This is a genomic window from Streptomyces sp. LE64, assembly GCF_052606915.1.
On the sequence record NZ_CP199708.1, the window covers coordinates 500,657 to 523,820 of the forward strand.

16 protein-coding genes are annotated in these 23,164 nt (G+C 70.5%); 10 read left to right on the forward strand and 6 right to left on the reverse strand.

Annotation, left to right across the window (positions count from 1 at the left end; genetic code table 11):
• Positions 1-163: 163 nt before the first annotated feature.
• Complete coding sequence (locus ACSMX9_RS02170) at positions 164-1,702, reverse strand: flavin monoamine oxidase family protein (protein WP_445399516.1); 1,539 nt, start codon at positions 1,700-1,702, stop codon at positions 164-166.
• A 481-nt stretch (positions 1,703-2,183) separates the two neighbouring features.
• Positions 2,184-3,701: an amidase gene (locus tag ACSMX9_RS02175; protein ID WP_445399518.1), complete on the reverse strand. Its 1,518-nt coding sequence runs from the start codon at positions 3,699-3,701 to the stop codon at positions 2,184-2,186.
• A 91-nt stretch (positions 3,702-3,792) separates the two neighbouring features.
• Here ACSMX9_RS02175 and ACSMX9_RS02180 point away from each other — a divergent pair, with 91 nt between their 5' ends.
• On the forward strand, positions 3,793-4,974 hold the full coding sequence (locus tag ACSMX9_RS02180) for a PucR family transcriptional regulator (protein WP_445399520.1): 1,182 nt from the start codon (positions 3,793-3,795) through the stop codon (positions 4,972-4,974).
• Positions 4,975-5,053: 79 nt separating this feature from the next.
• On the opposite strand, the gene ACSMX9_RS02185 is transcribed toward ACSMX9_RS02180, so the two are convergent.
• The gene (locus ACSMX9_RS02185; RefSeq protein WP_445399522.1) at positions 5,054-6,226 is read right to left on the reverse strand and encodes a helix-turn-helix domain-containing protein; all 1,173 of its coding nucleotides are present in this window, start codon (positions 6,224-6,226) and stop codon (positions 5,054-5,056) included.
• Positions 6,227-7,945: 1,719 nt separating this feature from the next.
• Here ACSMX9_RS02185 and mtnA point away from each other — a divergent pair.
• Genes mtnA through ACSMX9_RS02205 form a run of 4 tightly spaced genes read left to right on the forward strand, consistent with a single transcriptional unit; the run spans position 7,946 to position 11,886 of the window.
• The gene (gene mtnA / locus ACSMX9_RS02190) at positions 7,946-9,709 is read left to right on the forward strand and encodes an S-methyl-5-thioribose-1-phosphate isomerase (RefSeq protein ID WP_445399524.1); all 1,764 of its coding nucleotides are present in this window, start codon (positions 7,946-7,948) and stop codon (positions 9,707-9,709) included.
• Positions 9,710-9,737: 28 nt separating this feature from the next.
• The gene (locus ACSMX9_RS02195; protein ID WP_445399525.1) at positions 9,738-10,316 is read left to right on the forward strand and encodes a 1,2-dihydroxy-3-keto-5-methylthiopentene dioxygenase; all 579 of its coding nucleotides are present in this window, start codon (positions 9,738-9,740) and stop codon (positions 10,314-10,316) included.
• Entirely contained in the window at positions 10,313-11,065 is a 753-nt protein-coding gene (gene mtnC / locus ACSMX9_RS02200) for an acireductone synthase (RefSeq protein ID WP_445399527.1), read from the forward strand. Before ACSMX9_RS02195 ends, mtnC begins: the two co-directional genes overlap by 4 nt.
• A complete protein-coding gene (locus ACSMX9_RS02205) occupies positions 11,062-11,886 on the forward strand; it encodes an S-methyl-5'-thioadenosine phosphorylase (RefSeq protein ID WP_445399529.1) in 825 nt (274 codons plus the stop codon). The genes mtnC and ACSMX9_RS02205 overlap by 4 nt, the downstream gene beginning before the upstream one ends.
• 46 nt (positions 11,887-11,932) lie before the next feature.
• Here the strand turns inward: ACSMX9_RS02205 and ACSMX9_RS02210 are convergent, their stop codons facing one another.
• The 3 genes from ACSMX9_RS02210 to ACSMX9_RS02220 all read right to left on the reverse strand — a co-directional run bounded on the left by ACSMX9_RS02210 (position 11,933) and on the right by ACSMX9_RS02220 (position 14,472).
• Positions 11,933-13,159: a beta-ketoacyl-[acyl-carrier-protein] synthase family protein gene (locus ACSMX9_RS02210; RefSeq protein ID WP_445399531.1), complete on the reverse strand. Its 1,227-nt coding sequence runs from the start codon at positions 13,157-13,159 to the stop codon at positions 11,933-11,935.
• Complete coding sequence (locus ACSMX9_RS02215; protein ID WP_445399533.1) at positions 13,156-13,398, reverse strand: acyl carrier protein; 243 nt, start codon at positions 13,396-13,398, stop codon at positions 13,156-13,158. Before ACSMX9_RS02215 ends, ACSMX9_RS02210 begins: the two co-directional genes overlap by 4 nt.
• A 66-nt stretch (positions 13,399-13,464) precedes the next feature.
• Positions 13,465-14,472 (reverse strand): beta-ketoacyl-ACP synthase III, encoded by a 1,008-nt coding sequence (locus tag ACSMX9_RS02220; RefSeq protein ID WP_445399535.1) that lies wholly within the window; start codon positions 14,470-14,472, stop codon positions 13,465-13,467.
• Positions 14,473-15,302: 830 nt separating this feature from the next.
• On the opposite strand from ACSMX9_RS02220, the gene ACSMX9_RS02225 reads away from it, so the two are divergent.
• The 5 genes from ACSMX9_RS02225 to ACSMX9_RS02245 all read left to right on the forward strand — a co-directional run bounded on the left by ACSMX9_RS02225 (position 15,303) and on the right by ACSMX9_RS02245 (position 23,162).
• Positions 15,303-17,357, forward strand: coding sequence for an AMP-binding protein (locus tag ACSMX9_RS02225; RefSeq protein WP_445399537.1), 2,055 nt, complete (start codon positions 15,303-15,305; stop codon positions 17,355-17,357).
• Entirely contained in the window at positions 17,354-18,397 is a 1,044-nt protein-coding gene (locus ACSMX9_RS02230) for a 3-oxoacyl-[acyl-carrier-protein] synthase III C-terminal domain-containing protein (RefSeq protein ID WP_445399539.1), read from the forward strand. The genes ACSMX9_RS02225 and ACSMX9_RS02230 overlap by 4 nt, the downstream gene beginning before the upstream one ends.
• Before the next feature lie 17 nt (positions 18,398-18,414).
• Complete coding sequence (locus tag ACSMX9_RS02235) at positions 18,415-21,033, forward strand: aminotransferase class III-fold pyridoxal phosphate-dependent enzyme (protein ID WP_445399541.1); 2,619 nt, start codon at positions 18,415-18,417, stop codon at positions 21,031-21,033.
• Between the two features lie 147 nt (positions 21,034-21,180).
• Entirely contained in the window at positions 21,181-22,272 is a 1,092-nt protein-coding gene (locus ACSMX9_RS02240; protein WP_445399543.1) for a DUF3419 family protein, read from the forward strand.
• Positions 22,273-22,307: 35 nt separating this feature from the next.
• The gene (locus ACSMX9_RS02245; protein WP_445399545.1) at positions 22,308-23,162 is read left to right on the forward strand and encodes an alpha/beta fold hydrolase; all 855 of its coding nucleotides are present in this window, start codon (positions 22,308-22,310) and stop codon (positions 23,160-23,162) included.
• The last annotated feature ends 2 nt before the right edge of the window (positions 23,163-23,164 follow it).

The window sequence follows — 23,164 nt, forward strand, 5'->3', positions numbered from 1 at the left end:
CGCGCGAGCGACGCTCCGGCGCAGGCAGGCGGGTCCGACCGTACGTTCCGTACCGGGGGCGACCGCGCGCCGTCGGCTCCCGCCCGCGCGGCGGCACCGGGGTCTTCCGTACCCGTTCGGAAACGGAAGACCCCGGCGCCTGACCGCGGAGGCGGCCGGCGGTTCAGCCGGCCAGCACCCTCGTGTGGATCTCCGTCACCGCCTTGCGGGCCGAGGTCAACGCCCCGTGCTGCCAGGCGATGGTGTGGCTGAGCCAGTCCCCGGCGAAGTAGACCTGCCCGGCCGGTTGGTTCAGCAGCTGGTACTCCGGCCCGGTCTGGGAGGGCCAGGCCGCCCAGCCGCCCTCGATGAACGGGGTGCGGTGCCAGGCCACGCTGAACGAGGAGGCGAGTTCCGTGCGGTACTTGTCACCGTGGATCTTGACGCCCTGGGTCACCGCCCGCCGCTCGCGGTCCGCGTGCGTCAACGCGCCGTAGGTGACCGCGGCGTTCCCCGCGTGGTAGTAGCCGACGACGATGCCGCGGTTGCCCTGGTAGCCGTGGGAGGGGTACCAGACGGTGAACAGGTCGTTGTCGGTCGGAGTGACACCGCCGTAGATGCGCTGGTCCGTCTCCCACCAACGATTGCGGTACTCAAGGGCGATCTTCCCGGCCGCGCCCGCCTGGGGGTAGCGGAGAGCCGTCGTGACGTTCGCACCGAGGTTGTGCTCTACACGTGCCATCAGCATCGGCGGTATGGCCGCGATCACGAAGTCCGCGGTCTCGGTGGTCGGTTGGTTCTGGGGGTTCACCCAGGTGACCGAGACCCCGGACGTTTGGTTCATGACCCGGGTGACACGCGCGCCGTGGACGATGCGGGTGCTGCCGATCGCCGTGGCCAACGCCTTCGGAAGGGCGTCCATCCCGCCGACCGGCTGGAACATCGCCGTGGCCTGCTGGTAGTCGAGCTCGAAGGAGAAGCGGTGTCCCAGTCCGCTGGCGATGACGTCCGAGAGGGAGGGCGGCGGCCCGAGGACCGTACCGGTCTGGAAGCCCGCGCCCGGCTCCACCGAATAGCCCCGCCTGCTGCTGCCGGTGTAGGCCCAGTTGTCCGCCCGGCCTTTTATGTCGCCGAAATCCTTCAGGAATTCGAGCAGCCGCTCCTTGTCCGTCGCGGTCAGCGACTGGTTCAAGGCGCCCTGGTCCGTTGCCTTGGCCAGCAGTTCCGACACGTAGCCGTACACATCAGCCTTGGCGGTCCGCCAACGCACCGCCTGATTCGCCAGCGCCGGACTGTTCTCATGGTAGATCAACGCGTTGGCGTTCTGGTTGACGAAGGTCTCCAGCTTGACGCCGAGTTCCCGGCAGTAGTCCAGCGTCACATGGGACTGCGGAATTCGGGCCGGGCCTGCGTTGAAGTAGTCCCCCTCGGCGAACGTCGCCGTCTGGGCGCGGTAGTCGAGGTCCGTCTCCGTGGTGCCGTTGCGGACCGTCCAGCTGCGGCCGCCCACCCGGTTCTTGGCCTCGAGGATCCGACAGTCGTATCCGGCCTTGCCCAGTTCGTACGCCGCCGCGAGGCCGGCGATGCCTGCACCGAGTATCAGGACCTTCTTCCCCGCCTGCTGTCGGTTGTTGGTGAAGTCGGCGCGCTTCGGCGGGCGGTAGTCACCGGCGACCGCCCGGGGAACCGGCGCCAGACCGAGCGCCCCCATCGCTGAGTACATGACACCGGCGCCTCCCGTGATCCCCATCGCTCTCAGGAAATCGCGCCGTGAAGTCTTCGCCACCATTTTCCTCCATTCCCCCTTGCCCCGGAGTGTCATCCGGGGTTTCTCTTTGTGAAGTTCTGGCCGTGTGGGGGGAAGGTGGCCGGTGCGCCAGAATTTCTTCACTAGCAATTATCGTCCACGAATCGGCCGAACATTTCGCGAACATCGCCTATGGTTGAACGATGCCATAGGCACACTCGTCGCACAAGGCACTGGACTTCGTGTCCGGCACACTCATCACAGGACTTCCGGGGAGCGAAACGGAATACGTCCGAATGACCATTCATCCTGTCATTCGCCGTTGCCCGCCGGTCGGGCCTCACCGGAAAGCGGGGCGAAGAATTCCGGAGAGCGCAGGGCGGACCAGCCGCCTGCACGGCCCTCGGTGCCGGCCTGCGGCACGCGAACCCGACGGAAGCCGTCGGGCCCCCGACGCTCAGCGGCGGGTCGCGGCGATCGTGCGGTAGTGCCGGGACCACGGACGCGCGCGCTCGAAGGCGGCCGCGGCCGAGAGGACGTCGACGTCCGCGTACCGACGCCCCGCGATCTGCAACCCGACCGGCAGGCCCTCCCCCGTCAACCCGGCCGGCACCGAGATGGCCGGATGGCCGGTGAAGTTGAACAGGTGGGTCAAGCACCAGCCCAGGACCGGGTCCACCTCCTCGCCCTCGATCCGGTCGGGGCCCACGGTCCACCCGTCGTCCGCGTTGTCACAACCCGCCACGGCCAAGGTGGGGCTGATGACGAGGTCGTACCGGTCGAAGAGGTCCGCAACGGCGTCGTAGAGCACCGTGCGCACCATCTGGTCACGGCGCCCGTCCATCAGCGTGCGGCCGTCGGTCCGCTCGATCATCGCGCGCAGCCCGGGAGGGAGGTCGCCCCACGGCTCGCCGCGCAGGTCGAGGCCCTCGGCGGCGAACGCCTCGACCACGGTCGAGGCGATGGCACCCGCGTTGCGCACCCACAGGTCGGTGACCTCACGGTGCGGCAGCGGCAGCCGGAAGTCCGGCCGGTCGACGTGGATGCCGACCTCTTCCAGGGCCACGACCGCACCGTCCACCACGGTGCGCACCCCGGGCTCCACCGGGAACCCGCCCAAGGTGGGGAGGTACGCGGCACGCAGACCGGTCGGATTGCGCCGGGTGGCCGCCTGGAAGTCGGTGCCGTCATGGGGAACGCTGGTCGGGTCGCGGGGATCGTCCCCGACCATGCACGACAGCATCAGCGCGCAGTCCTCGACCGTGCGGGCCATCGGACCGTTGCTCATGTACGGGACGTGGCACAGGAACGCGTCGGGGCGAACCGCGTCGGAGACGCGACCGAAGGTGGGCTTGAACCCGACCACACCGCACAACGACGCCGGAATCCGCACCGATCCCCCGCCGTCCGAACCCTGCGCCAGGGCGCACAGCCCGTCGGCCAGGGCTGCCGCGGACCCGCCGGACGATCCCCCCGCGTTCTTGCCGAGGGCGAACGGAGTGCTCGTCGGCCCGAACAACCTGTTGTCGGTGAGGCCCTTGTGGCCGAACTCCGGCGTGTTGGTCTTGCCGAGCACGATCGCCCCGAGACCCTCCAGCTCGGCGACGTGCCGGGCGGTCCGTTCCGGCACGTACTCCCGGAAGGCCGTCACGCCGAAGGTGTTGGGCATCCCGGCCTTGTAGTCGAACAGGTCCTTGATGGCGATCGGCACGCCGTGCAGCGGCCCCGCGAGGTGTCCCCGGACGAGCTGCCGCTCCGACTCGGCGGCGGCTTCGAGCGCCGTGTCGGCCGCCACGTGCACGAAGGCGTTGAGGGCCGGATTGCGCTGCTCGATGCGCGTCAGGAAGGCCGCGGTGAGCTCGCGGGGAGAGAGATCACGCCGGCGGATTCGGCTCGCGAGTTCGGTGGCGGGCGTCAGGCACAGCTCGTTGATCTCGGCCGACGAGGCCTGCGACGGGGTCTCGGGGGTGCTCATGGGCCCAACTGTCCTGGCGCGATGCTTGCGATGCCACGTACAAGGTGCGCAGAACTCGACGGAAAGTTGCGCACCCTGCGAAGCTTCGGCTGTGACTGACGAGGCTGAACTGTTGCATGTTGCCAGCGACCAACTCCAGGCCCAGCTCGATGCGTTGACGAGACAGGTCGTCGACGGGATAAGACGGATGGGGATCGGCAAGGAACTGATCGACGAACCCGGGCTCACGGCCAGGGTCGTCACCGAGACCCGCGCGGTGATCCGCGAGCTGATCACCGCGCTCGCCCACGACGGCGAGCCGCTGCGCCTTCCGGAGACGCGGCACGTCGCTCGACTGGCGGCGCGCAACGGCACCCCGGAGCGCGACCTGCTGGACGCCTACCGCACGGGGCACCGCGTCCTGGAGGAGGCCCTGATCGAGGCGGTGCCCACCGCCGCGGACGCGGGGGTCGCCCTCGGCGCCGTACGGCTCGGAGCCCGGCGGCTGTTCGCCGAGATCGAGCACCTCGGGGAGCTCGCGATCGCGGAGTACCGCGAAGAGCTCACGGCGATCAGGCCGGCCCGGGGGCGCCGCCAACTGCACGCGGTGCGCGAGGTGTTGAGGGGAGAGGGTGCCGCGAGCCTGGACTTCTACAACTTACGCAGCGATCACCTGGCACTGGCCGCCTCGGGTCCGGGGTCCGAACGGGTCGTACGGATGCTGATGCGCGGCGTCAACGCACCGCACTGCGCGGTGTGGCCGGATGCCGAGCTGGGCTGGGTGTGGATCGCGACCTCCCGGGCGGACGCGGTCGCCGCGGCAGCGGACGCCGCAGCCGAGAGCGGCTGCTGGATCGGCATGGGCGAGCCGGCACGCGGGGCCGAGGGCTTCCGCCAATCGCACGCGGAGGCGCGCATGGCCCTGCGCGTGGCCGAGCACCAGAGGCGGCCCGTGCTGCGGTTCTCCGCTTCGGCACCGGAGGCCATCGCCCTGGCCGACGTCGAGGCGACCCGCACCCTCATCAGACGGCAACTCGGCCGGCTCGCCCGACCGACCCGCCAGGCGGCCACCGCCCGCAAGACCCTGAGCACCTACCTCGGCTGCGGTTCGAACGCGCGCGAGACCGCGCGACGGCTGCACGTCAGCAGCCGCGCGGTCGCCTACCGGCTCCGACAGGCCGGCGACCTCCTCCCGCCGGGCACGGACGCCGGATCGCTGGAGACCGCCCTCGCACTGCGCCTGTTCGAGTCGCTGGGCGCCGTCGACGCGACCGTGCCGGACCAGCAGCGCTGACGTCGGCGGACCCAGGGCGATGCGGAAACGATACTTCGGGCGTACGGGGGTCTCCCTGCCCGGCGGGCCGCACCCGGCACTACCGCATCGCCGGTCGTTTGGTGGTCAGGGGCAGGAGCCGGAGGGCCAGCGCGAGTTCGAGCGAGGACAGCCGGGTGTCCGAGGGCAGCAGGGCGCGCGCCGCTTGCAGTCTGTTGGCGACCGTGCGTTCCGTGAGGCCGAGTTTGAAGGCTGCGGACCGGGCGTTCTGCCCCGAGGCCAGGTAGACCTCCAGCGTCTTGCGGAGCGAATCGTGTCGAGCGCCCTCTTCCGCCAGTTGACCGAGGCGCCGGTGGACCAGGGCACGGGTGGCGTCGATGTCCGCCAGCCCGATGGCCTCGGGCTCGATGTCGGCGAAGCGCGCGCTCCTGCGCCCCGTCCAGGAGCACACCCGGGAGGCGGACTGCGCCTCCCGGTGGGTCCGCCGGAAGCCGGCCACGCCCTTGCCCGGCTCGCCGGCGCCCAACCATCCGCGCTGCGCCCGCTCCCAGACCGCCTCCCGCACCGTCTCCGGGCCCACCGAGCTGAACCACGCCCACACGACGCTGCGGTCGGTGAACACGGCGAAGGCGCTCTGCTCGCACTCGCGCGCGAACGCCGCCAGACAGGCCGCCGCCGGCCCCTGGGCCACCACGGCGACGTGCTCCGCGTTCAGGTCGTACCCCGGCAGCTCGGTGGCCGGCCCCACCTCGTCCAGGACGGACCGCACCGCTTGGAGTCGCAGCGCGTTCTCGTCCCCTCCGATGAGCTCCACCTCGTCCGTGTACTCGGTGGTCACCAGACCGATGAGCACCTCGGTCTGGTGCAGCAGCCGGCGGCAGCAGTGGTGCAGGACGTCCAGGGCGGCGGAGGGTCTCATCCCCGATTCCTGCGCCGCCTGGAAGAAGGCGTCCTGTATCACGCCCTGCGCGATCCGGTAGCTGGATATGACGTCGTCCAGCGGCGTCTCGTGGAGCGCCGCGAGCCTGGCGAGGTGCCGCGCACCGTGCGGTTGGATCGGGTCCCGCAGACTGTTCCCGAGCTCCTCCAGGAGCTGTGTGACGAGCTTTTCGGTCTCCAGCCACACCACGGTCGCGAGTGCCGGGTCGGTCGCGAGCGGACTCGTGGGTATGCCGTCGCGCCAGACCGCCGTGAGGATCTTGTCCACCAAATCCTGCTGACGCTTCAGAAGCCAGTCGGTGAACTCTCGAACGCTGCTGTCGTGCGTTGTCATGTCGATCGTGTCCTTCGGCTTTATGAGGCAGTCCGGATCCGTGTCGCGTGAGTTTCAGCTCCGTGACAGCTGGATGTCTGCCGTGAAGAATCGTGAATGGGAAACCGGTCGACACGGGTCCGCCCGCCACTGCACCGGATCGGTGGTCGGGTCGGTTCCGGCAGCGATCGACCGGCGGGAGTCAGCTCCGGGTTCGGGGAGTCACCCGGCCGGGACCGGCGGTGAAGGGGGTGGCCGGTACGGCCCGCGTGCAGCAGGACCGCTCGTCGGAGGGAGGACCTCCACGTCACCGGGGGACGGGACGGGTGCTCCGCCGGAACCCGGCGGAAGGGGGAGCACGAGGACGAGGTGCCCGAAGGATCGTGATGGGGGTCAGGGCCTCGTCGTGGTTGCGCGACGTTCGGACCGGGCTGCCGCTCCGCCGGTCGGCGCCCGAAGTGCACTGGTGCGACGGGGGACGCCCGGTGCGCCGACCGCGGCGGGGGGGCTCACCCCTGCCGGTGCCCGGCTCCCCGGGAGCTGCCGCGGCGGCCGTCGGGCGGTGCGGACACCCTCGTCGTCGCGGGCAGGACGCGGAAGTACGGAGCCGGGGGGCATCGCTGGGAGAGGGCGTCAAGGAAGGGGACCGACGGCGCGCGGAGCCCCCGCCCGTCCGCCGTGGCGGGGATTGCGCTCGGGCAGCACCCCTGCGCGCCCCCGCACCGATCGTTGATGCACCGGCCCACCGGGGTTCGCCGACCAGGCACGCGCGCACGGTCCCGGTGACCCCGAAGGCAGTTGCTCACGATGCGATCCTCCTGATTCGCCCCTCCCAATCCACTGGGGAGTCAAACGGACGGTCGTTGCTGGCCGGTCCTCATGCCTCCCCCGATCGGCTGCCGACCCGATCGATGCAGGTCGAGGGCATGGTTCCGGGTGGATGCACAGGTCAGGAACATCTTTGTTTCAGGTCGGGGTTTCCGGTAGGGCACTGCGTGTTCCGTCGTAGGTATCCAGACACATCAGGACCGTGGGCCGGTTCCTTCACCACTGGTGGGACCGCATGCGCGGGATGGAGCTCCGTTCACAACTCGGCTGAAAGGAAGCTCCGGTGACGCCTCAGGACCTCCCCGGTCGACCGGGAACCGTACGATGGAAGCCCGCCGGTTGCGGGGTGCCGTCCACCGCCGGAGCGACGGCCGCTCCCGGTGACGCCGTCCCGCCGACGATTCCCGCCCTCGTACCGACACCGGAAACACCGGACGAAAAGCGCTGCATTTCCGGGACTGGGAAGATCACGGAGAACATCTTTCCCGCTGCTGTCATTGTCCGGGCGCCCCCGACGGTGACACGCTGACCGGGCCCGGAGACGTCCTGCACCTACAGGTGAACACGGTTCAACCAGGGGTGCCCGCCCCCTGATGACGGCGATTCACCGAAGCCACCCGCCCGGAGAATGCCGCTCGGAATTGGAACGGCGTATCTGACGATGGAGTACTGCACAGAACCGTTTGCCCGACACCCCTGTTCCGCCGCGCGGCGGAGCCCTCGCCGTCGTCCCTGCCGGCCGCGCCGTTCCCGCGTGGGCCTGGCCCTCCTGCGGCGGAGGGACGGGGAACGAGCAGCCGACCGTGGCGGGCGGGCCGGACGGCGTCCGATGCCGTCGCCCCCGGGCGCAGGAGCGGACCGATGCTCCGCAGTGCGACGCACCCCCAGTGAACGCGCAGCAGAGGGAGACCCATGACAACCCGTTCCGCCCCGACGGACCCCGGGGTCGGCCCCGAAGCGTCCACCGCCACCGACACGGAGCACCGGCCGGGCGCCGCCGCCTCGCTCGCCTGGGTCGACGGAGCCGTCGTCGTCATCGACCAACGAGCGCTGCCGCACGAGATCCGGTGGCTGCACCTGAGGACCGTGGACGAGTTGATCGACGCCATCCGTTCACTGGCGGTGCGCGGTGCTCCGGCGATCGGTCTGGCCGGCGCACTCGGCGTGGCGCTCTCCGCACGCCTGCACACCACGGACGAGGGCACCACCGACCTCGCGGCGGTCCGCGCCGACGCCGAGCGGATCGCGGCGGCCCGGCCCACTGCGGTCAACCTGGCCTGGGCCGTCTCCCGCGTGGTGGAACGGTTGCCGAACGGACCGGACGCGGTGCTGCACGCGGCCCTGGAGGCGATCGGCGACGACATCGCCACGAACCGCACGGCCGCCGTCAGCGCCGCGGACCTGGTGACCTCGCTGCTCCCCGACCGCCCCCTGCGCGTGCTCACCCACTGCAACACGGGCCGTCTGGCCACGGCGGCTGTCGGCACCGCGCTCGGAACCATCCTGGAACTCGCGGATCGCGGCCGGATCGCCGAAGTGCTGGTGGACGAGACCCGACCGCTCCTCCAGGGAGCCCGGCTCACCGCCTGGGAGTTGCAGGAGGCGGGCGTGGCCTACCGGCTGTGCCCCGACTCCGCGGCCGCGGCGGCCATGTCGCGGGGCATGGTGGACTGCGTGCTGGTGGGCGCCGACCGCATCGCCGTGAACGGCGACACGGCCAACAAGATCGGCACGTACGCACTGGCCGTGGCCGCGGCCCGGCACGGCGTCCCCTTCGTCGTGGTGGCTCCGGAGTCCTCGTGGGATCCGGAACTGCCCGACGGGTCCGGGATCGTGGTCGAGGAACGCGGTGCGGAAGAGGTCACGACGCTGGCGGGCGTCAAGGTCGCGCCCGCCGGTGCACGGGTGTTCAACCCGGCCTTCGACATCACCCCCCATGAACTGATCACCGCGCTGGTCACCGAAGAACGCGTGGTGCGGCCCGCACGGGGCGGAGCGGCGGCCGAGGCGCCGGGCGGCAGCGACGCGGCGGACACCCGTGCGGCCGAAGCGCTCGCCGACCACTGCCGCGTCCTGTACCGGCGAGGCTGGATGCCGGGGACGTCCGGCAACCTCTCGGTGCGGCTCCCCGGCCCGGGCTCCCGCGCCCTCATCACCGGCAGCGGCCTGGGCAAGGGCGCCCTCGGACCGTCGGACACGGTGCTCGTCGACGCCGACACCGGCCGGGCCGTCCGGACGGCCGGGGGCGGACCGCGTCCGTCCGCCGAGACCTCCATCCACGCGGCCGTCTACCGGTGCTCCGACGCGCAGGCGGTCGTGCACGTGCACTCTCCGTACGCCACCGCCCTCGCCCGGCGGGTCGGAGCCCGGGACCGGCTCACCAGGTTGCCGCTGTGGGACTTCGAGTTGCTGAAGGGCCTCGGCCTCGCCGACGCCACCCACACCTCCCTGCCCGTCTTCCCCAACTGGCCGGACGTCCCCCGCATCGCCGACGACGTGGCCGCCCACCTGGCCGACTGCCCCGAGCCACCGCCGGCGCTCCTGATCGCCGACCACGGAGTGACCGTCTGGGGCCGCGACCTGGAAGAGGCGCTCAACCGCCTGGAGTGCGTCGAGGCCATGTGCCATCTGCTGCTGCTCGACGGCGGGCCGGACCCGGCCCGACCGGCCGCGTGATCCCCCGGTTCAGGAAAGGACCATTGCCTTGACCCTCTTGCAGATCATGCCGGACGACGCACCGGAGCAGGTGCTCCTGCGCACCCGCGACCCCGAACGCATCGGCGCCGAACTCGGTGCCCACGGAGTCGTCCTCCGGCACTGGCCACTGCGGACCGAGGACGTGCCCGCCTTGGACGACCAGGCCCTGTTGGACCTGTACCGCGAGGAGATCGAGGAGGTGTGCGAACGCGACGCCATGACGCTGGTGGACATCGCCCGGCTGCATCCGACCCCGACCGAGGAGTGGCGGAAGCGGGCGGCGAAGGCCCGTTCGACGTTCCTGGCGGAGCACCGGCACGGTGAGGACGAGGTCCGCTTCTTCGCCCACGGCCGCGGCCTGTTCACCCTCCACCTCGACGACCGCGTCCACGCCGTGCTGTGCGAGGCCGGTGACCTGTTGTCGGTGCCCGCGGGCGTCCGCCACTGGTTCGACATGGGCCCGCAGCCCGACTTCGCGGCCATCCGGTTCTTCCAGGAGGAGGACGGTTGGGTGGGGGACTTCACCGGCACCCCGATCGCCGACCGGTTCCCCCGGCTGGACGAGCTGACGGAAGCCGACCGGTGATCGAGCTGCGTGCGGAGGTGGTGGCGCTCGACATCGAGGGCACCATCGGCTCCCTGTCCCATGTGCGGGACGTGCTGTTCCCCTACGCCCGGCGCCGGCTGTCGGGCTGGTTGCACGACCACGCGGCCGACCCCCGACTGGCGGAGCTGCTGGCCGACGTCCGCCGGGAGTCGGGACGCCCCGGACTCGACGCGGCGGGCGCCCGGGCGGTGCTGGCCGCCTGGGCGGACCAGGACGTCAAGGCCGCTCCGCTGAAGCGGCTCCAGGGGTGGATCTGGGCCGAGGGGTACGCCGACGGTTCCCTGCACGGGCACGTGTACCCGGAGGTGCCGGCGGCGTTGCGCCGGTGGCGGGCGGACGGGATCCGCGTCCACACGTACTCGTCGGGTTCCGCGGCGGCCCAGTTGGACTGGTTCCGGCACACCGCCCACGGAGACCTGTCGGTGCTGTTCGGCGACCGCTTCGACCTGGAGAACGCCGGCCCCAAGGGCGATCCCGAGTCCTACCGGCGGATCGCGGGCCTGGTCGGCGCTCCGGCAGCGTCCTGCGTCTTCCTCAGCGACGTCGGGGCCGAACTCGACGCCGCGGCCCGGGCGGGCTGGCGCAGCATCGGCGTGCGCAGGGAGAACGACCCGCGCGGGCCCCGGGTGCCCGATCACATCACGGTGCCGGACCTGGACGCACTGAGCCTGCGGCCGGCCCACGTCCCCACCCCTGACGGGACTCTCGGAGAGGTGCCCTTCGCATGAACGCCACACAGGACGGCGTCGCGCACGCCGAAATCGGAGTGATCGGCAGCACCGGGCTGTACTCGCTGCTGTCCGACGCCACTGAGCTCACGGTGAGCACCCCGTACGGCGACCCGTCCGACGCCTTGACGGTCGGTACGGTGGACGGCCGGCGGGTCGCGTTCCTCCCGCGGCACGGTCGCACCCACGCGCTGCCGCCGCACCGCATCAACTACCGCGCGAACCTGTGGGCGCTGCGCTCCCTCGGCGTGCGGCAGGTGATCGCCCCCTGCGCGGTGGGGTCGCTCCGCCGCGAGCTGGGGCCGGGCACCCTCGTCGTGCCGGATCAGGTGGTGGACCGGACGGCGGGCCGGCCGTCGACCTACTTCGACGACGTCGTCTCGCACGTGTCCTTCGCGGACCCCTACTGCGACACCGGCCGTGCCGCGGTGTTGAAGGCCGGCGCGGAGGGCGGTGCCGCGGCCCCCGTCGACGGGGGGACGATGGTGGTGATCGAGGGCCCGCGCTTCTCCAGCCGCGCCGAGTCGCAGTGGTACGCGGCGGCGGGCTGGTCCCTCGTGAACATGACCGGCATGCCCGAGGCGGCCCTCGCCCGTGAACTGGCGCTGTGCTACACGTCGGTGGCGCTGGTGACCGATCTGGACGCGGGCATCGACGCCGAGGAGAGCGTGTCGCAGGAGGAGGTGTACCGCGTCTTCTCGCGGAGCGTCGGAGGGCTGCGCGATCTGATCCTGCGCACCGTGGTGGAACTGCCCGAGCAGCGCTCGTGCCGTTGCGCCCGCGCGCTGGACGGGGTGGAGGCGCCCTTCCTCACCGAGTGAGGCCACGCCCGTTCGGGCGGCTCCGGCCGTGCGGGGTGTCGCGCCGTCAGGCCCGGCCGAGTGCGAGCACCGCGTTCTGGCCGCCGAAGCCCATGGAGTTGCTCAGTGCCAGTTCGATGCGGTGCGGGGTGGGGGTCGCGACCGCGTCGATGTCCATCTCCGCGTCCTGGTGGGCGAGATTGGCCGTCGGGGGGACGAGGCCCTTCTCGACGGCGAGCACGGTGTAGGCGGCCTCGATCGCTCCGGCCGCCCCGAGGAGGTGTCCGGTGACCCCCTTGGTGGAGCTCACCGGCGGGCCGTGGGGCAGGGTCCGGTGCAGGACCCTTGCCTCGACCAGGTCGTTGAGCGGGGTCGAGGTGCCGTGCGCATTGACGTAGGACACGTCGCCCGGAGCGGCCCCGGCCCCGGCGAGGGCCTGGTGCACGGCCCGTTCCAGGCCGCGGCCGTCGGGGTGCGGTGCGGTGATGTGGTGGGCGTCCGCGGTGGTGCCGTGCCCGACGATCCGCGCCCGGGCCCGGGCGCCGCGGGCGCGGGCGTCGGCGGCGCGTTCCAGTACCAGCAGCCCTGCGCCCTCCCCCGCGACGAAACCGTCCCGGTCCCGGTCGAAGGGGCGTGAGGCCCCGGCGGGGTCCTCGGTGCGCCGGGAGAGCGCCCCCATGGTGGCAAAGCCGGACATGGCCAGCGGCGTGATCATCGCGTCGCTGCCCCCGGCCAGCACCACGTCGCAGCGCCCGAGCGCGAGCAGATCGCAGGCGGTCGCCACGGCCGTGCTCCCGGAGGCGCACGCCGTGGCCACGACCATGTTCGGGCCCTGCGCATCGACGGCGATCGCCACCTGCCCGGCCAGCATGTTCGGCAGGTACATGGCCAGCAGAAGGGGGGTGACGCGTTGCGGCTTCTGGTGGAGCAGCACCTCGTGCTGCCGCTCGTAGGTGTGCAGGCCGCCCGCGGCGCTGCCCAGCACCACCCCCACCCTGGCGCCGTCCCAACGGGTGCGGTCCAGGCCGGCGTCGGCCAGCGCCTCCTCGGCGGCGACCAGCGCGAACTGGACGAAGCGGTCGAGGCGGTGGGCCCGCCGGGCGCCCAGCAGCCCCTCGGCGTCGAAGTCGGGGACCCGGCACGCGAGGTCGACCGGCATGCCCTTCAGTTCGGGGTCGGGTGCGGCGGCGGTCCCGCGTGCTTCGCACAGCACGGTCCAGTTGCGCTCGACCCCGATCCCGGCCGGTGTGACGAGCCCGAGCCCGGTGACCGCGACGTCGGTCGGGAGCGTCATGCCGCGCCCTGGGCTACCCGGTCCTCCACCAGCCGGCCCATGTCCGCCAAGGTGGCCTGATCGCGCAGCTCGTGGTCCTCGATGTCCACGCCGAGGTCGCGTTCGAGGATGACGGCCAGCTCCACCAGGGTGAGCGAGTCGAACTCGACGTCCTCCAGGGTGGCGTCGGGGCGCACCATCTCCGGGGCGACCTTGAGTTCCTGGATCAGGATCGTCTTGAGCTCGTTGAATCCGTTCATGTCAGCTCCTTGCCCTCCGTGACGGAGGATCCGTGGAAACGGCCGGTCGGGGCGGCCCTCGGGGTGTCAGGCGACGCTGTGCAGTGCGGGCCAGACGAGCGTGGCGGCGCCCCAGGCGAGTCCACCGCCGAAGGCGGTGATGAGCACCCGCTGGCCCTCGGTCAGGGCACCGGAGGAGTTGTCCTCGTCGAGCAGCACCGGTACCGAGGCCGCGGCGGTGTTGCCCACGCGCTCGATGTTGGAGGCCCGCTTCCCGGGCGGCACGCCCAGGGCGTCCCCCAGCGACTTGGTGATGCGGGCGTTGGCCTGGTGGGCGACCAACCGGTCGACGTCGGAGAGTTCCCAGCCGGCTCGGGCGGTGGCCTCGCGGCAGGAGGCCCCCATGTGTCGCACGGCGTGACGGAAGATCTCCCGTCCCTGCAGCTGAAGGAACCGGGAGGCCGTTTCGGTCTGCTCCCGCTGGCGGGCGCCGCCGGCCGGCACGTTCAGGAGGTGGTTCCCGCGGCCGTCGCTGCCCAGGACCAGGGACCGGATCGCTCCCGGCTCGTCGACGTCGCCGGCCCGCAGGACGACGGCGCCGGCGCCGTCGCCGAAGATGGCGGCCGTGGTGCGGTCCCCCGGATCGACGAGGGAGGTGAACGCCTCGGCCCCGATCAGCAGCACCCGTTCGGCGATGCCCGCGGCGATGAGGCCGGCGGCGGTGCCCAGGCCGTAGACGAACCCCGCGCAGACGGCGGAGACGTCGAAGGCGGCCACCTGGCCCAGGCCCAGCCGGGAGGCCACGTCCGGCGCAGTGGCGGGACAGAGCTCGTCCGGTGTGGACGTCGCCAGCACCAGCGCGTCGACCGCATCGCTCTGCGAGGACTTCAGCGCGCGCCGGCCGGCCTCGACGGCGAGCTCCGAGGTGGACGTGCCGGGCGTGACGCGGTGGCGGCTGGCGATGCCGGTGCGGGTGCGGATCCACTCGTCGCTGGTGTCGAGTTCGGCCTCCAGTTGTGCGTTGGTCAGTACGTCGGGCGGCAGCCAGGAACCGATGCCGGCCAGAACGGCGGCACGGGGGGGTGCGTACGTCATGCCTGATGACTCCGGGGGCGCTGGGGGTCGACGGGGGAGGAAGGCCGGGGAGCAGCACCGGCGGGGGCCGGGGTCGTCTTGGGGGAGGCAATGGCTTCCGACCCGCCGGCCGGAGGGGGCCGGCATTCCCCTGGAGAATCCCGGGGCGGCGGGAGCGGCGTCTTCTCCCCGGCCCGTCGAGGAGGGGATCGACGCGAACTCAAGTGCGATGAGCCTGCCATCGTTCATGGCGCGCGATCAAGGGCAGGAGTCGGAAAACTCCCACCCCACCCTTCGGGATGAAGGAAATCCCCACCGACCAAACCTTTTGACTTCGCGATAGCAGCGAGCGGGATGCGAGATCGCTCCGGAATGCCCTCCACCGGATTCCCTCATTCCGAATGAAAAAGGTCCGACGATCCAAAGAATCATTGCCCGACCGAGCGGCCGGCTATCGCCGATAGCGTCCCGACCGCGGCCTTCGACGGGCCCGCGGGCCCGATTCGAGAGGGAACTCGCAGGTCAAAGCGTTCCGGTTCACCACGGCCCGCCCGCCCGATCCCCGATGTCCGGCGGAGTCGACTTCCACCATCCGGAAGGCGACCGGGAAGCCCTTTCAGGGTTCTGTCATTGCCCGTGCTGGACGGGGGTGGCACTCTCGTAGATCCAGTGGTGGCGCCGCCACAGCCCGTCCCGATGGGCCGGAAGGAAGCGCCGCGCCCGAACAGCACCCCCACAGATCCCCCTCGGCCCGCCTCCCTTCGCGTCCATTCGATTCCGCATAAGCCGGCGTCCGGCTGATGACAGCCAGCAGACGTATTCACTCGTCGCCCTCAGAATGAGGTAACCAAGTGGAATCCGTATCGGAAACCGACTTCGTACACATACAACGGGAACGCGCCCAAAGCGACTCGCAGGAGCCGGCATTCACGTTCCTCCAGGGCGACCTCGACGTTGTGGGCACACTGACGCACAAGGAATTGCATGACCGTGCCGGAGCCCTGGCCGGCCACCTCCTGAAGATCGCAGAACCCGGCGACCGGGTACTCCTCCTCCATCCGGCCGGACTCGACTACGTCGTCGCGTTCTTCGGTTGCCTGTACGCGGGGATCGTCGCGGTTCCCCTCTACGTCCCGCAGCGGCGCACCGCATCGACGGTGGAGGCGATCGCGCAGGACTGCGCGGCCACCGCGGTGCTCGCCACCACACCGGGGATGACACGGAAGTCCCTGTTCGACGAGGGCACCCGGGTGGCGTCCCTCCCCTGGTTCGCCACCGACGCGACCTCGGGCGACGCGGCGCCGCCGCCCGTGCGCGAGGTCTCCCCGGACGCCGTCGCCTACCTCCAGTACACCTCCGGCTCCACTTCCACCCCCAAGGGCGTGGTCATCGACCACCGCAACGCCGTACGGCAGTGCGCCGAGGCGGCACGCTCCTGGCAGGTCGACAGCGAGAGCCGATGGGTCTCGTGGCTGCCGCACTTCCACGACTACGGGCAGATCAGCGCGATCCTGCTGCCGGTCTACGCGGGATGCAGCTCCGTGCTGATGGCGCCGACCACCTTCGTGCGCCGCCCGATCCGGTGGCTGCGGGCGATCTCCCGGTACCACGGCACCCACACCGGGGCGCCGAACTTCGCCTACGACCTCTGCGTCGACGGCACGACCGAAGAGCAGCGGGCGGGCCTCGACCTCGGTTCGCTGGTCGTGGCCGGAAACGGCGCCGAGCCCGTGCAGTTCGACACCCTCCGGCGGTTCAACGGGGCGTTCGCGGCGTACGGGCTCAAGCCCGAGGCGCTGTGCCCGTCCTACGGACTGGCCGAGGCGACGCTGAAGGTCACCAACAAGGTTCCGGGCACCTCGACGTCCTGGGGCACCTTCGAGCCCATCACCGTGGGCGGCCCCGTCACCGAACTGCCCTCCGACGAGGGCACGCGGCCCCTCGTCTCGTGCGGAACGGCGGTGCCGGACACCCGGGTCGCCATCGTCGACCCCAGCACGCGACGCCGTCTGCCCGAGGGCCACGCCGGCGAGATCTGGGTGGCCGGCCCCACCGTGGCACGGGGCTACTGGGGACGCCCGCAGGAGAGCGAGCAGACCTTCGGCGCGCGCATCGAGGGCGAGGACGCCGAGCGGTACCTCCGAACGGGCGACCTCGGCTTCTTCCACGAGGAACAGCTCTACATCGGCGGCCGGATCAAGGACCTGGTCATCATCGACGGCGTCAACCACTACCCCCAGGACATCGAACGGACCGCCGAGGAGAGCCACCCCGCCGTGCGCCGCGGTCGGGCCACCGCCTTCGGCACGGAGGGGAAGGGCCGGGAGGGCGTCGTGGTGGTGGCGGAGTGCGCCTCCCGCGACGAGAGCCGCGCCGAGGAGGTCGCCGTGGCGATCCGCGATGCCGTCTGGCGGCACCACGAGGTCGCGGCCACCGTGCTGATCGCCGAGACCGGTTCCGTCCCCGTGACCACGAGCGGGAAGATCCAGCGGAGCCGCTGCAAGGCCGAGGTGCTCCGGGAGCGCCTCGCCGTCCGGGCCCGTGCGGACGCCTCCCCGGGCGCCTCCGACGAGGCCCCGGCCGGCCGGCCGGCGCAGCCCGCCCCCTCGGCCGCCGCCTCCGCGGCCCATGCGCTCCGCAGCGGCTGCCGCAGCTACGTCGAGGGCTGGATATCCGAGCGGATGCTCGCGGGGCAGGAGTTCGTGGACGGGCGGGGGCCGCTCTCCGCCTACGGGCTCTCCTCCCGGCACATGTTGGAACTGCACCAGGGCCTTGAGGACTGGAGCGGGCTCCGGCTACCGCCGGAGTGGATGTGGGAATCGGAATCGATCGACGCGCTGGCCGCGCTGGTGGCGGACCGTCTCGCCGGCCCCGCGCGGTCCACGACCACGGAGGCCGGACGATGAGGATCGCAGCCGTTTCCACGGCGTTGCCGTCACGACGCGTCACCAACGACGACGTCATCGACCTGGTTCGCGAGCACAGCGAACCCCACTTCGAGGGAGACCTCGACGAAGCGCTCCGCAGGGTCAACTTCTGGCTCTCGTACTCCGGTTCGGAGGAGCGCAGGTGGGCCACCGAGGAGGAACGCCCACTCGACCTGCTGGTGCGCGCTGCCGAACGGGCCCTGGAGGATTCGGGCTTGGCACGCGAGAGCATCGACGTGGTCATCTACACCGGCATCGGCCGGGGGTTCCTCGAACCGGGCGGGGCGTACCACGCGGCGGCGGCCCTCGGCATCAAGCGCGCCCAGTGCTTCGACGTCCTCGACGCCTGCATGAGCTGGACCAGGGCGCTGCAGATCGTCGAAGGGCTGTTCGCCTCGGGGGCGTGCCGTACCGCGATGCTCGTCAACGCCGAGTTCAACATGCGCCCCGGCGGGGCCGTGTACCCGGGGGTGTTCACCCTCGGCGACATCGACGCGATCACCTGGAGCTTCCCGGCGTACACCCTCGGCGAGGCCGCTTCCGCGACGATCCTCACCGCCGAGGGGAGCGAACCGTGGTCCTTCGCGTTCTCCTCGCGACCGGACCTGGCCGAGCTCTGCAACATTCCGATGCCGGGCTATGCGGACTTCTCGCTGCCTTCGGAGAAGGTCGCCAGGAACGGGGTCAACCGGTTCACCTCCTTCGGCTTCGAACTGCACGAGGCGGCGCGCGTCGAGGCCATGGAGGTGCTGAAGCAGCTGGACGCCCCCAAGGAGGAGGCGACCGCCGTGTTCACGCACGCCTCGTCGAAACGGTTCTGGCAGGAGATGGCGGACGGCGCGGGCCTGGGCGAGCAGATCTTCCACGTCTTCCACCACACCGGGAACATCGTCTCGGCATCGGTTCCGACGGGGATCGCCACCGCGGTCGCCGAGGGACGCTTGAACCGCGGCGACCGCGCGATCGGCTGGGTCGGTAGCGCCGGCATGTCCTTCAGTGCCTTCTCGTTCGTGTACTGACCGGGGGCGATGACAAGATGACCAGGAATCCATTCACATCTGCCGGAACCATTCTGGGACACGCCTTCGGATACGGCGCGTCACGGCTGCGCTCCCCCCGTGGGTCCCTGCGGGCCGAGGAGGCCGAGCGGCTGCTCGACTGCCTCGTCAAGGCGGGGCCGATCTACATGAAGCTGGGTCAACTGCTCGCCACCCGGTCCGACCTGGTGCCCGTGGAGTGGGCGGACAAGCTCCGCACCCTCCAGGACGACGCACCGCACATGGACGCGGCGACCACGCGCGCCGTCGTCACCCGGGAGCTCCGGGCCCCGATGAACAGCGTCTTCCGCGAGTTCGACCTCGCGCCGGTCGCCTCCGGATCGGTCGCCCAGGTCCACCGGGCCCGGCTGCTGGACGGCCAGGAGGTCGCCGTCAAACTGGTGAAGGAGGGCGTGGCCGAGCACATCGACCAGAACCTGCGCCTCATGGGCCGGGGCATCCGCCTCGCCGACAAGGTGCTCCCGGTGGTGGCCGAGTCCGACGGCATCCGGCGCTTCGCCGAGGTGTCCTCGCTCTTCCGCTCCCAGGCCGACATGCTCCAGGAAGCGGTCCGGCAGAAGGCCGTGTACCGCAACTTCGGGGGCCACCCCTACGTACGGGTGCCGCGGGTCGTCCCCGACCTGGTCACGCCCCGCATGCTCACCATGGAGTTCATGGAGGGCATCCGCGGGAACTCGGCCCACGAGGTGCGCCTCCCGGGGGCGCAACTGGCCCGGCGCCTCCAGGACACCATCTACACGATGCTGTACATGCACGGCCTGTCCCACGGCGACCCGCACCCGGGGAACATCCTGTTCTCGGAGGACGGCGCGCTGATCCTGCTCGACTACGGGATCACCGTCGAGCTGACCGAGGACGAGAAGTGGGGCCTGTCGTCCTTCTACTACGCGTGCACCCGCAAGGAGTGGGACATCGCGGTGGACCGGTTCACCGCCCACTTCGTCACGGGGGCCGAGAACCTCCGGGCGCGGTGGGAGGAGTACCGCGGCGAACTCGTGGCGACGCTGGAGCGCCACTTCGACACCCTCTCGAACCGCTGGTCGACCATCAGCTACTTCCGCGACGTGCGGGACATCCTGCACAGGTACGGCGCCCGGTACACCACCAGCTTCACCAAGGTCGAACTCGTCTTCCTGTCCTGCGAGGGGTTCGCCACCCAACTCGATCCGGAAATCAACATCTGGGACAACGCCCGGAAGTTCACGGACCGTTTCTCGCCCTACATGAGCAAGGCCGTCCGCGAACGGTTCGACCTGCAGTTCAGGAAGCAGATCCCGGGTTCCCTGGACATGCGGGACCGGGCGGACAAGTCGCTCGTGGCGCCGACCCACATCCACCGCTACTTCTTCCCCAGCACCTATCCGATCTTCGTCAAGGACGCCCTGGCCGGCCGGATCCGCGACGTCGACGGCAACGAGTACGTGGACCTCTCCGGCGGGTACGGGCCGCACATCCTGGGGTACTCCCACCCGGTGGTCAACGAGGCGATCACCTCCGGCGTGGCCTCGGGGCTGGTGAACGGGATCGGCAACCAACCCGAGATCGAGCTGGCCGAACTGCTCGTCGACGCCTTCCCGTCGGCGGACAAGGCGCTGCTGTGCAACTCCGGCACCGAGTCGGTGTTGCTGGCGATCCGGCTGTGCCGGGCCTACCGGAAGCGCCGGACCGTGGTCAAGTTCGAGGGCCACTACCACGGGTTCTCCGACCAGGGCATGGTCAGCTCGTGGTTCCGCTTCACCGGTGACAAGCACGCCCCGCAGCCCATCGCGGGCACGCTCGGTTCGGACCCGAACGTCGTGCAGAACACGGTGGTGCTCCAGTACGGGGACATCGCCGCCCTGGAGCAGCTGCGCGAGCGGGCCGACGAACTCGCCTGCGTCATCTGCGAGCCGATGCCGTCCTCGACGACCACCTTCGACCTCGACTTCCTGACGGCGTTGCGGGCGGTGTGCACCGACACGGGCGTGCCCCTGGTCTTCGACGAGGTGGTCACGGGTTTCCGGGTGGCGTACGGCGGGGCCCAGACGCTGGCCGGCATCGAACCGGACCTCACCTGCCTGGGCAAGGTGATCGGAGGCGGGCTGCCGTGCGGTGCGGTGGCGGGACGCGCCGAGTTGATCGAGACGTGCCGCAGCTCCGAGGACCCCTTCCGCGACTACGAGCAGAAGGCGTTCGCCGGCGGCACCCTCAGCGGCAACTCGCTGACCTGTCGCGCGGGCACGGCGGTCCTCACCCACCTGCGGGAGAACCAGCAGCTCTACGAGGAGCTCGACGCCAAGACCCAGTGGTTGCGGCGGGAGTTCGTGGAGAGCACCGGCAAGCACGGCATCTCCTGCCGCATCAACGCCCAGCGGTCGATCTTCTCGCTCAACTTCAGCCACCGTTCCGCGGGCATCTACCGCGAGCGGATGGCGGGCAGCAACTTCAAGGCCACCATCGCGCTCGCCTACTACATGCGGCAGCACGGGGTGTACATGCCGGAGCTGCACAGCTTCCTGCTCAGCGTCGCCCACACGGACGAGGACCTCGCTGCCACCAGCAAGGCGTTCGACCTGAGCGTGGCGGACATGGCCAACGACGGCTTCTTCGTGACGTGAGCGCCGGGGCGCCCCGGTCCGCCGGGGCGCCGAACCGCCCGGGTCCGCGGGTCAGTCACGTCCCGCCGACCGCGGTCGGGCACCGACGCTCAGTTCGACCCTGCACCCCGGGAGGACACTCCCGCACGCCGAATGGGGATGGTGACCATGAGCTCGAAGGGCTCCGAGAAGTGGATCCTGTACAGCACCTGCGACGAGGACTCGGACTCCGAGATGCGGGCTCTGGAGGTGTCGGCCGGCGAGGACGTGCTCAGCGTCACGGGGAGCGGCTGCCGCACCCTGAGCCTGATCGCGAGCCAACCGCGGTCGGTGGTGTCGGTGGACACCTCTCCCGGCCAGAACTACCTGCTCGAAGTGAAGTTGGCGGCGATCAGGCACTTCGACTACGACACGCTCCTCGCCTTCCTCGGCATAGATCCGTGCCCGAACCGGCTGCGGCTGTTCGCCGAACTCCGGGGCAAGATCAGCACGGAGGCGTACCGGTACTTCGCCCGGCACCACAAGGAGGTCCGGCAGGGCCTGCTGATGTCGGGACGGCACGAGAAGTTCTACCGGCGCGTCGTCGCCCCGGGCATGCGCCTCCTGTACGGGCGCGCCATGCACGACCTGTTCTCCGCCCGCACCCTGGAGGAGCAGCGGTCGATCTACCTCAAGAAGGTCGACGGCGTGTTGTGGCGGTCGCTGATCCGGTACGGGTTCTCCGAGCGGGTGCTGAAGTTCGTGCTGAACGACCCCGGCTACCGCATCACGATCGACGTGGGCTCCGTGGGCGGCTACGTGCTCGAACGCACCCACCACACCTTCACGAACCACCTCGCACGGGACAACCACTGGCTGGCGTTCACGTTCCTGGGACGCTACGCGGACCGGGGGACGTTGCCCCACTTCCTGCTCCGGGAGAACTACGAGGCGATCCGCTCGGCCCCGACCAAAGTCGAGATCGTGACCGAAAACCTCATCGACTACTTGCGAAAGGCCCCTGACGGCTCGCTCGACAAGTTCTCGCTCTCCGATGTGACCAGCTGCATCGACCAGGACGGCTTCGACCAGATCATGCGGCACACCGCGCGCGCGGGCAGGCCGGGCGGACGGGTATGCTACCGGAACTTCCTGGCCAAACACCAAGTGCCGGAAGAAGCACACTCCACGCTGTTCCGGGACGTGGCGCTCAGTTCGTCGCTCACCCATGACGACAAGGCGTTCGTCTACGACGTCGAGGTGCTCACCGTGAAGGGCTAGGCCCGCAGGGCCGCCCGAATAGAAAGGTGTCCGAAATGCAGATCGAGACCACTCGGGTGGAGACTTCCGACGGCTGGATGGACTTACGACGTGTCGGACAGGGAAAGACCATGTTGTTCGTGCACGGCCTCATGGTCAACGGACACCTGTGGGACCCGCTGGTCTCGGGCCTGAGCGACCGGTTCCACCTGGTGCTGCCCGACATCCCGTTGGGCGGACACCGCACACCGCTCGGACCGGACGCGGACTGCTCCCTGGAAGCGCACGCCGGTCGGGTCATCGAGCTGGCCCGACAACTCCCGGGCCCCATCGTCCTGGTGGGCAACGACACCGGAGGGGCGATCTCCCAGATCGCCGTCGCGCGTGCACCCGAGCTCTTCGAGCAGTTGGTGCTCCTTCCCTCGGACGCCTTCGACAACTGCCCGCCGAAGCTCCTCGTCCCGATGCGCCCGCTGGTCGGCCTGCCCGGCGTCATCCAGGTCCTGGGGCGGCTGCTGCGGCTGGGCCCCGTCAAGCGCATGTTCATGATGCTCGTGGCGCGCAGCAAGGTGCCGGCGGAGCACATTACGGAAATGCTGGGCGATCTCCCGAACAACCGCGGTGTGCAGCGGGACTTCGTCAAGCTCATGGACGGACTGCGGCCGCACGTCACCAAGGCGGTGGCGGAGGAGTTGCACCGGTTCAAGGGACGCGTGCTCGTCGTGTGGTCGCGGAAGGATCCCCTTTTCCCGTTCGATCACGGGCAGAAGCTGGCGGCGTGTTTCGAGCAAGGCTCGGTCGCCATTGCGGAGCATTCGCGTGCCTTCGTTTCGCTCGACGAGCCGGACTGGCTCGTCGAGCGGATCGTTGAATTCGTTGATGGCGGCGCAACGCCGCCCGATGCCACGTGAAA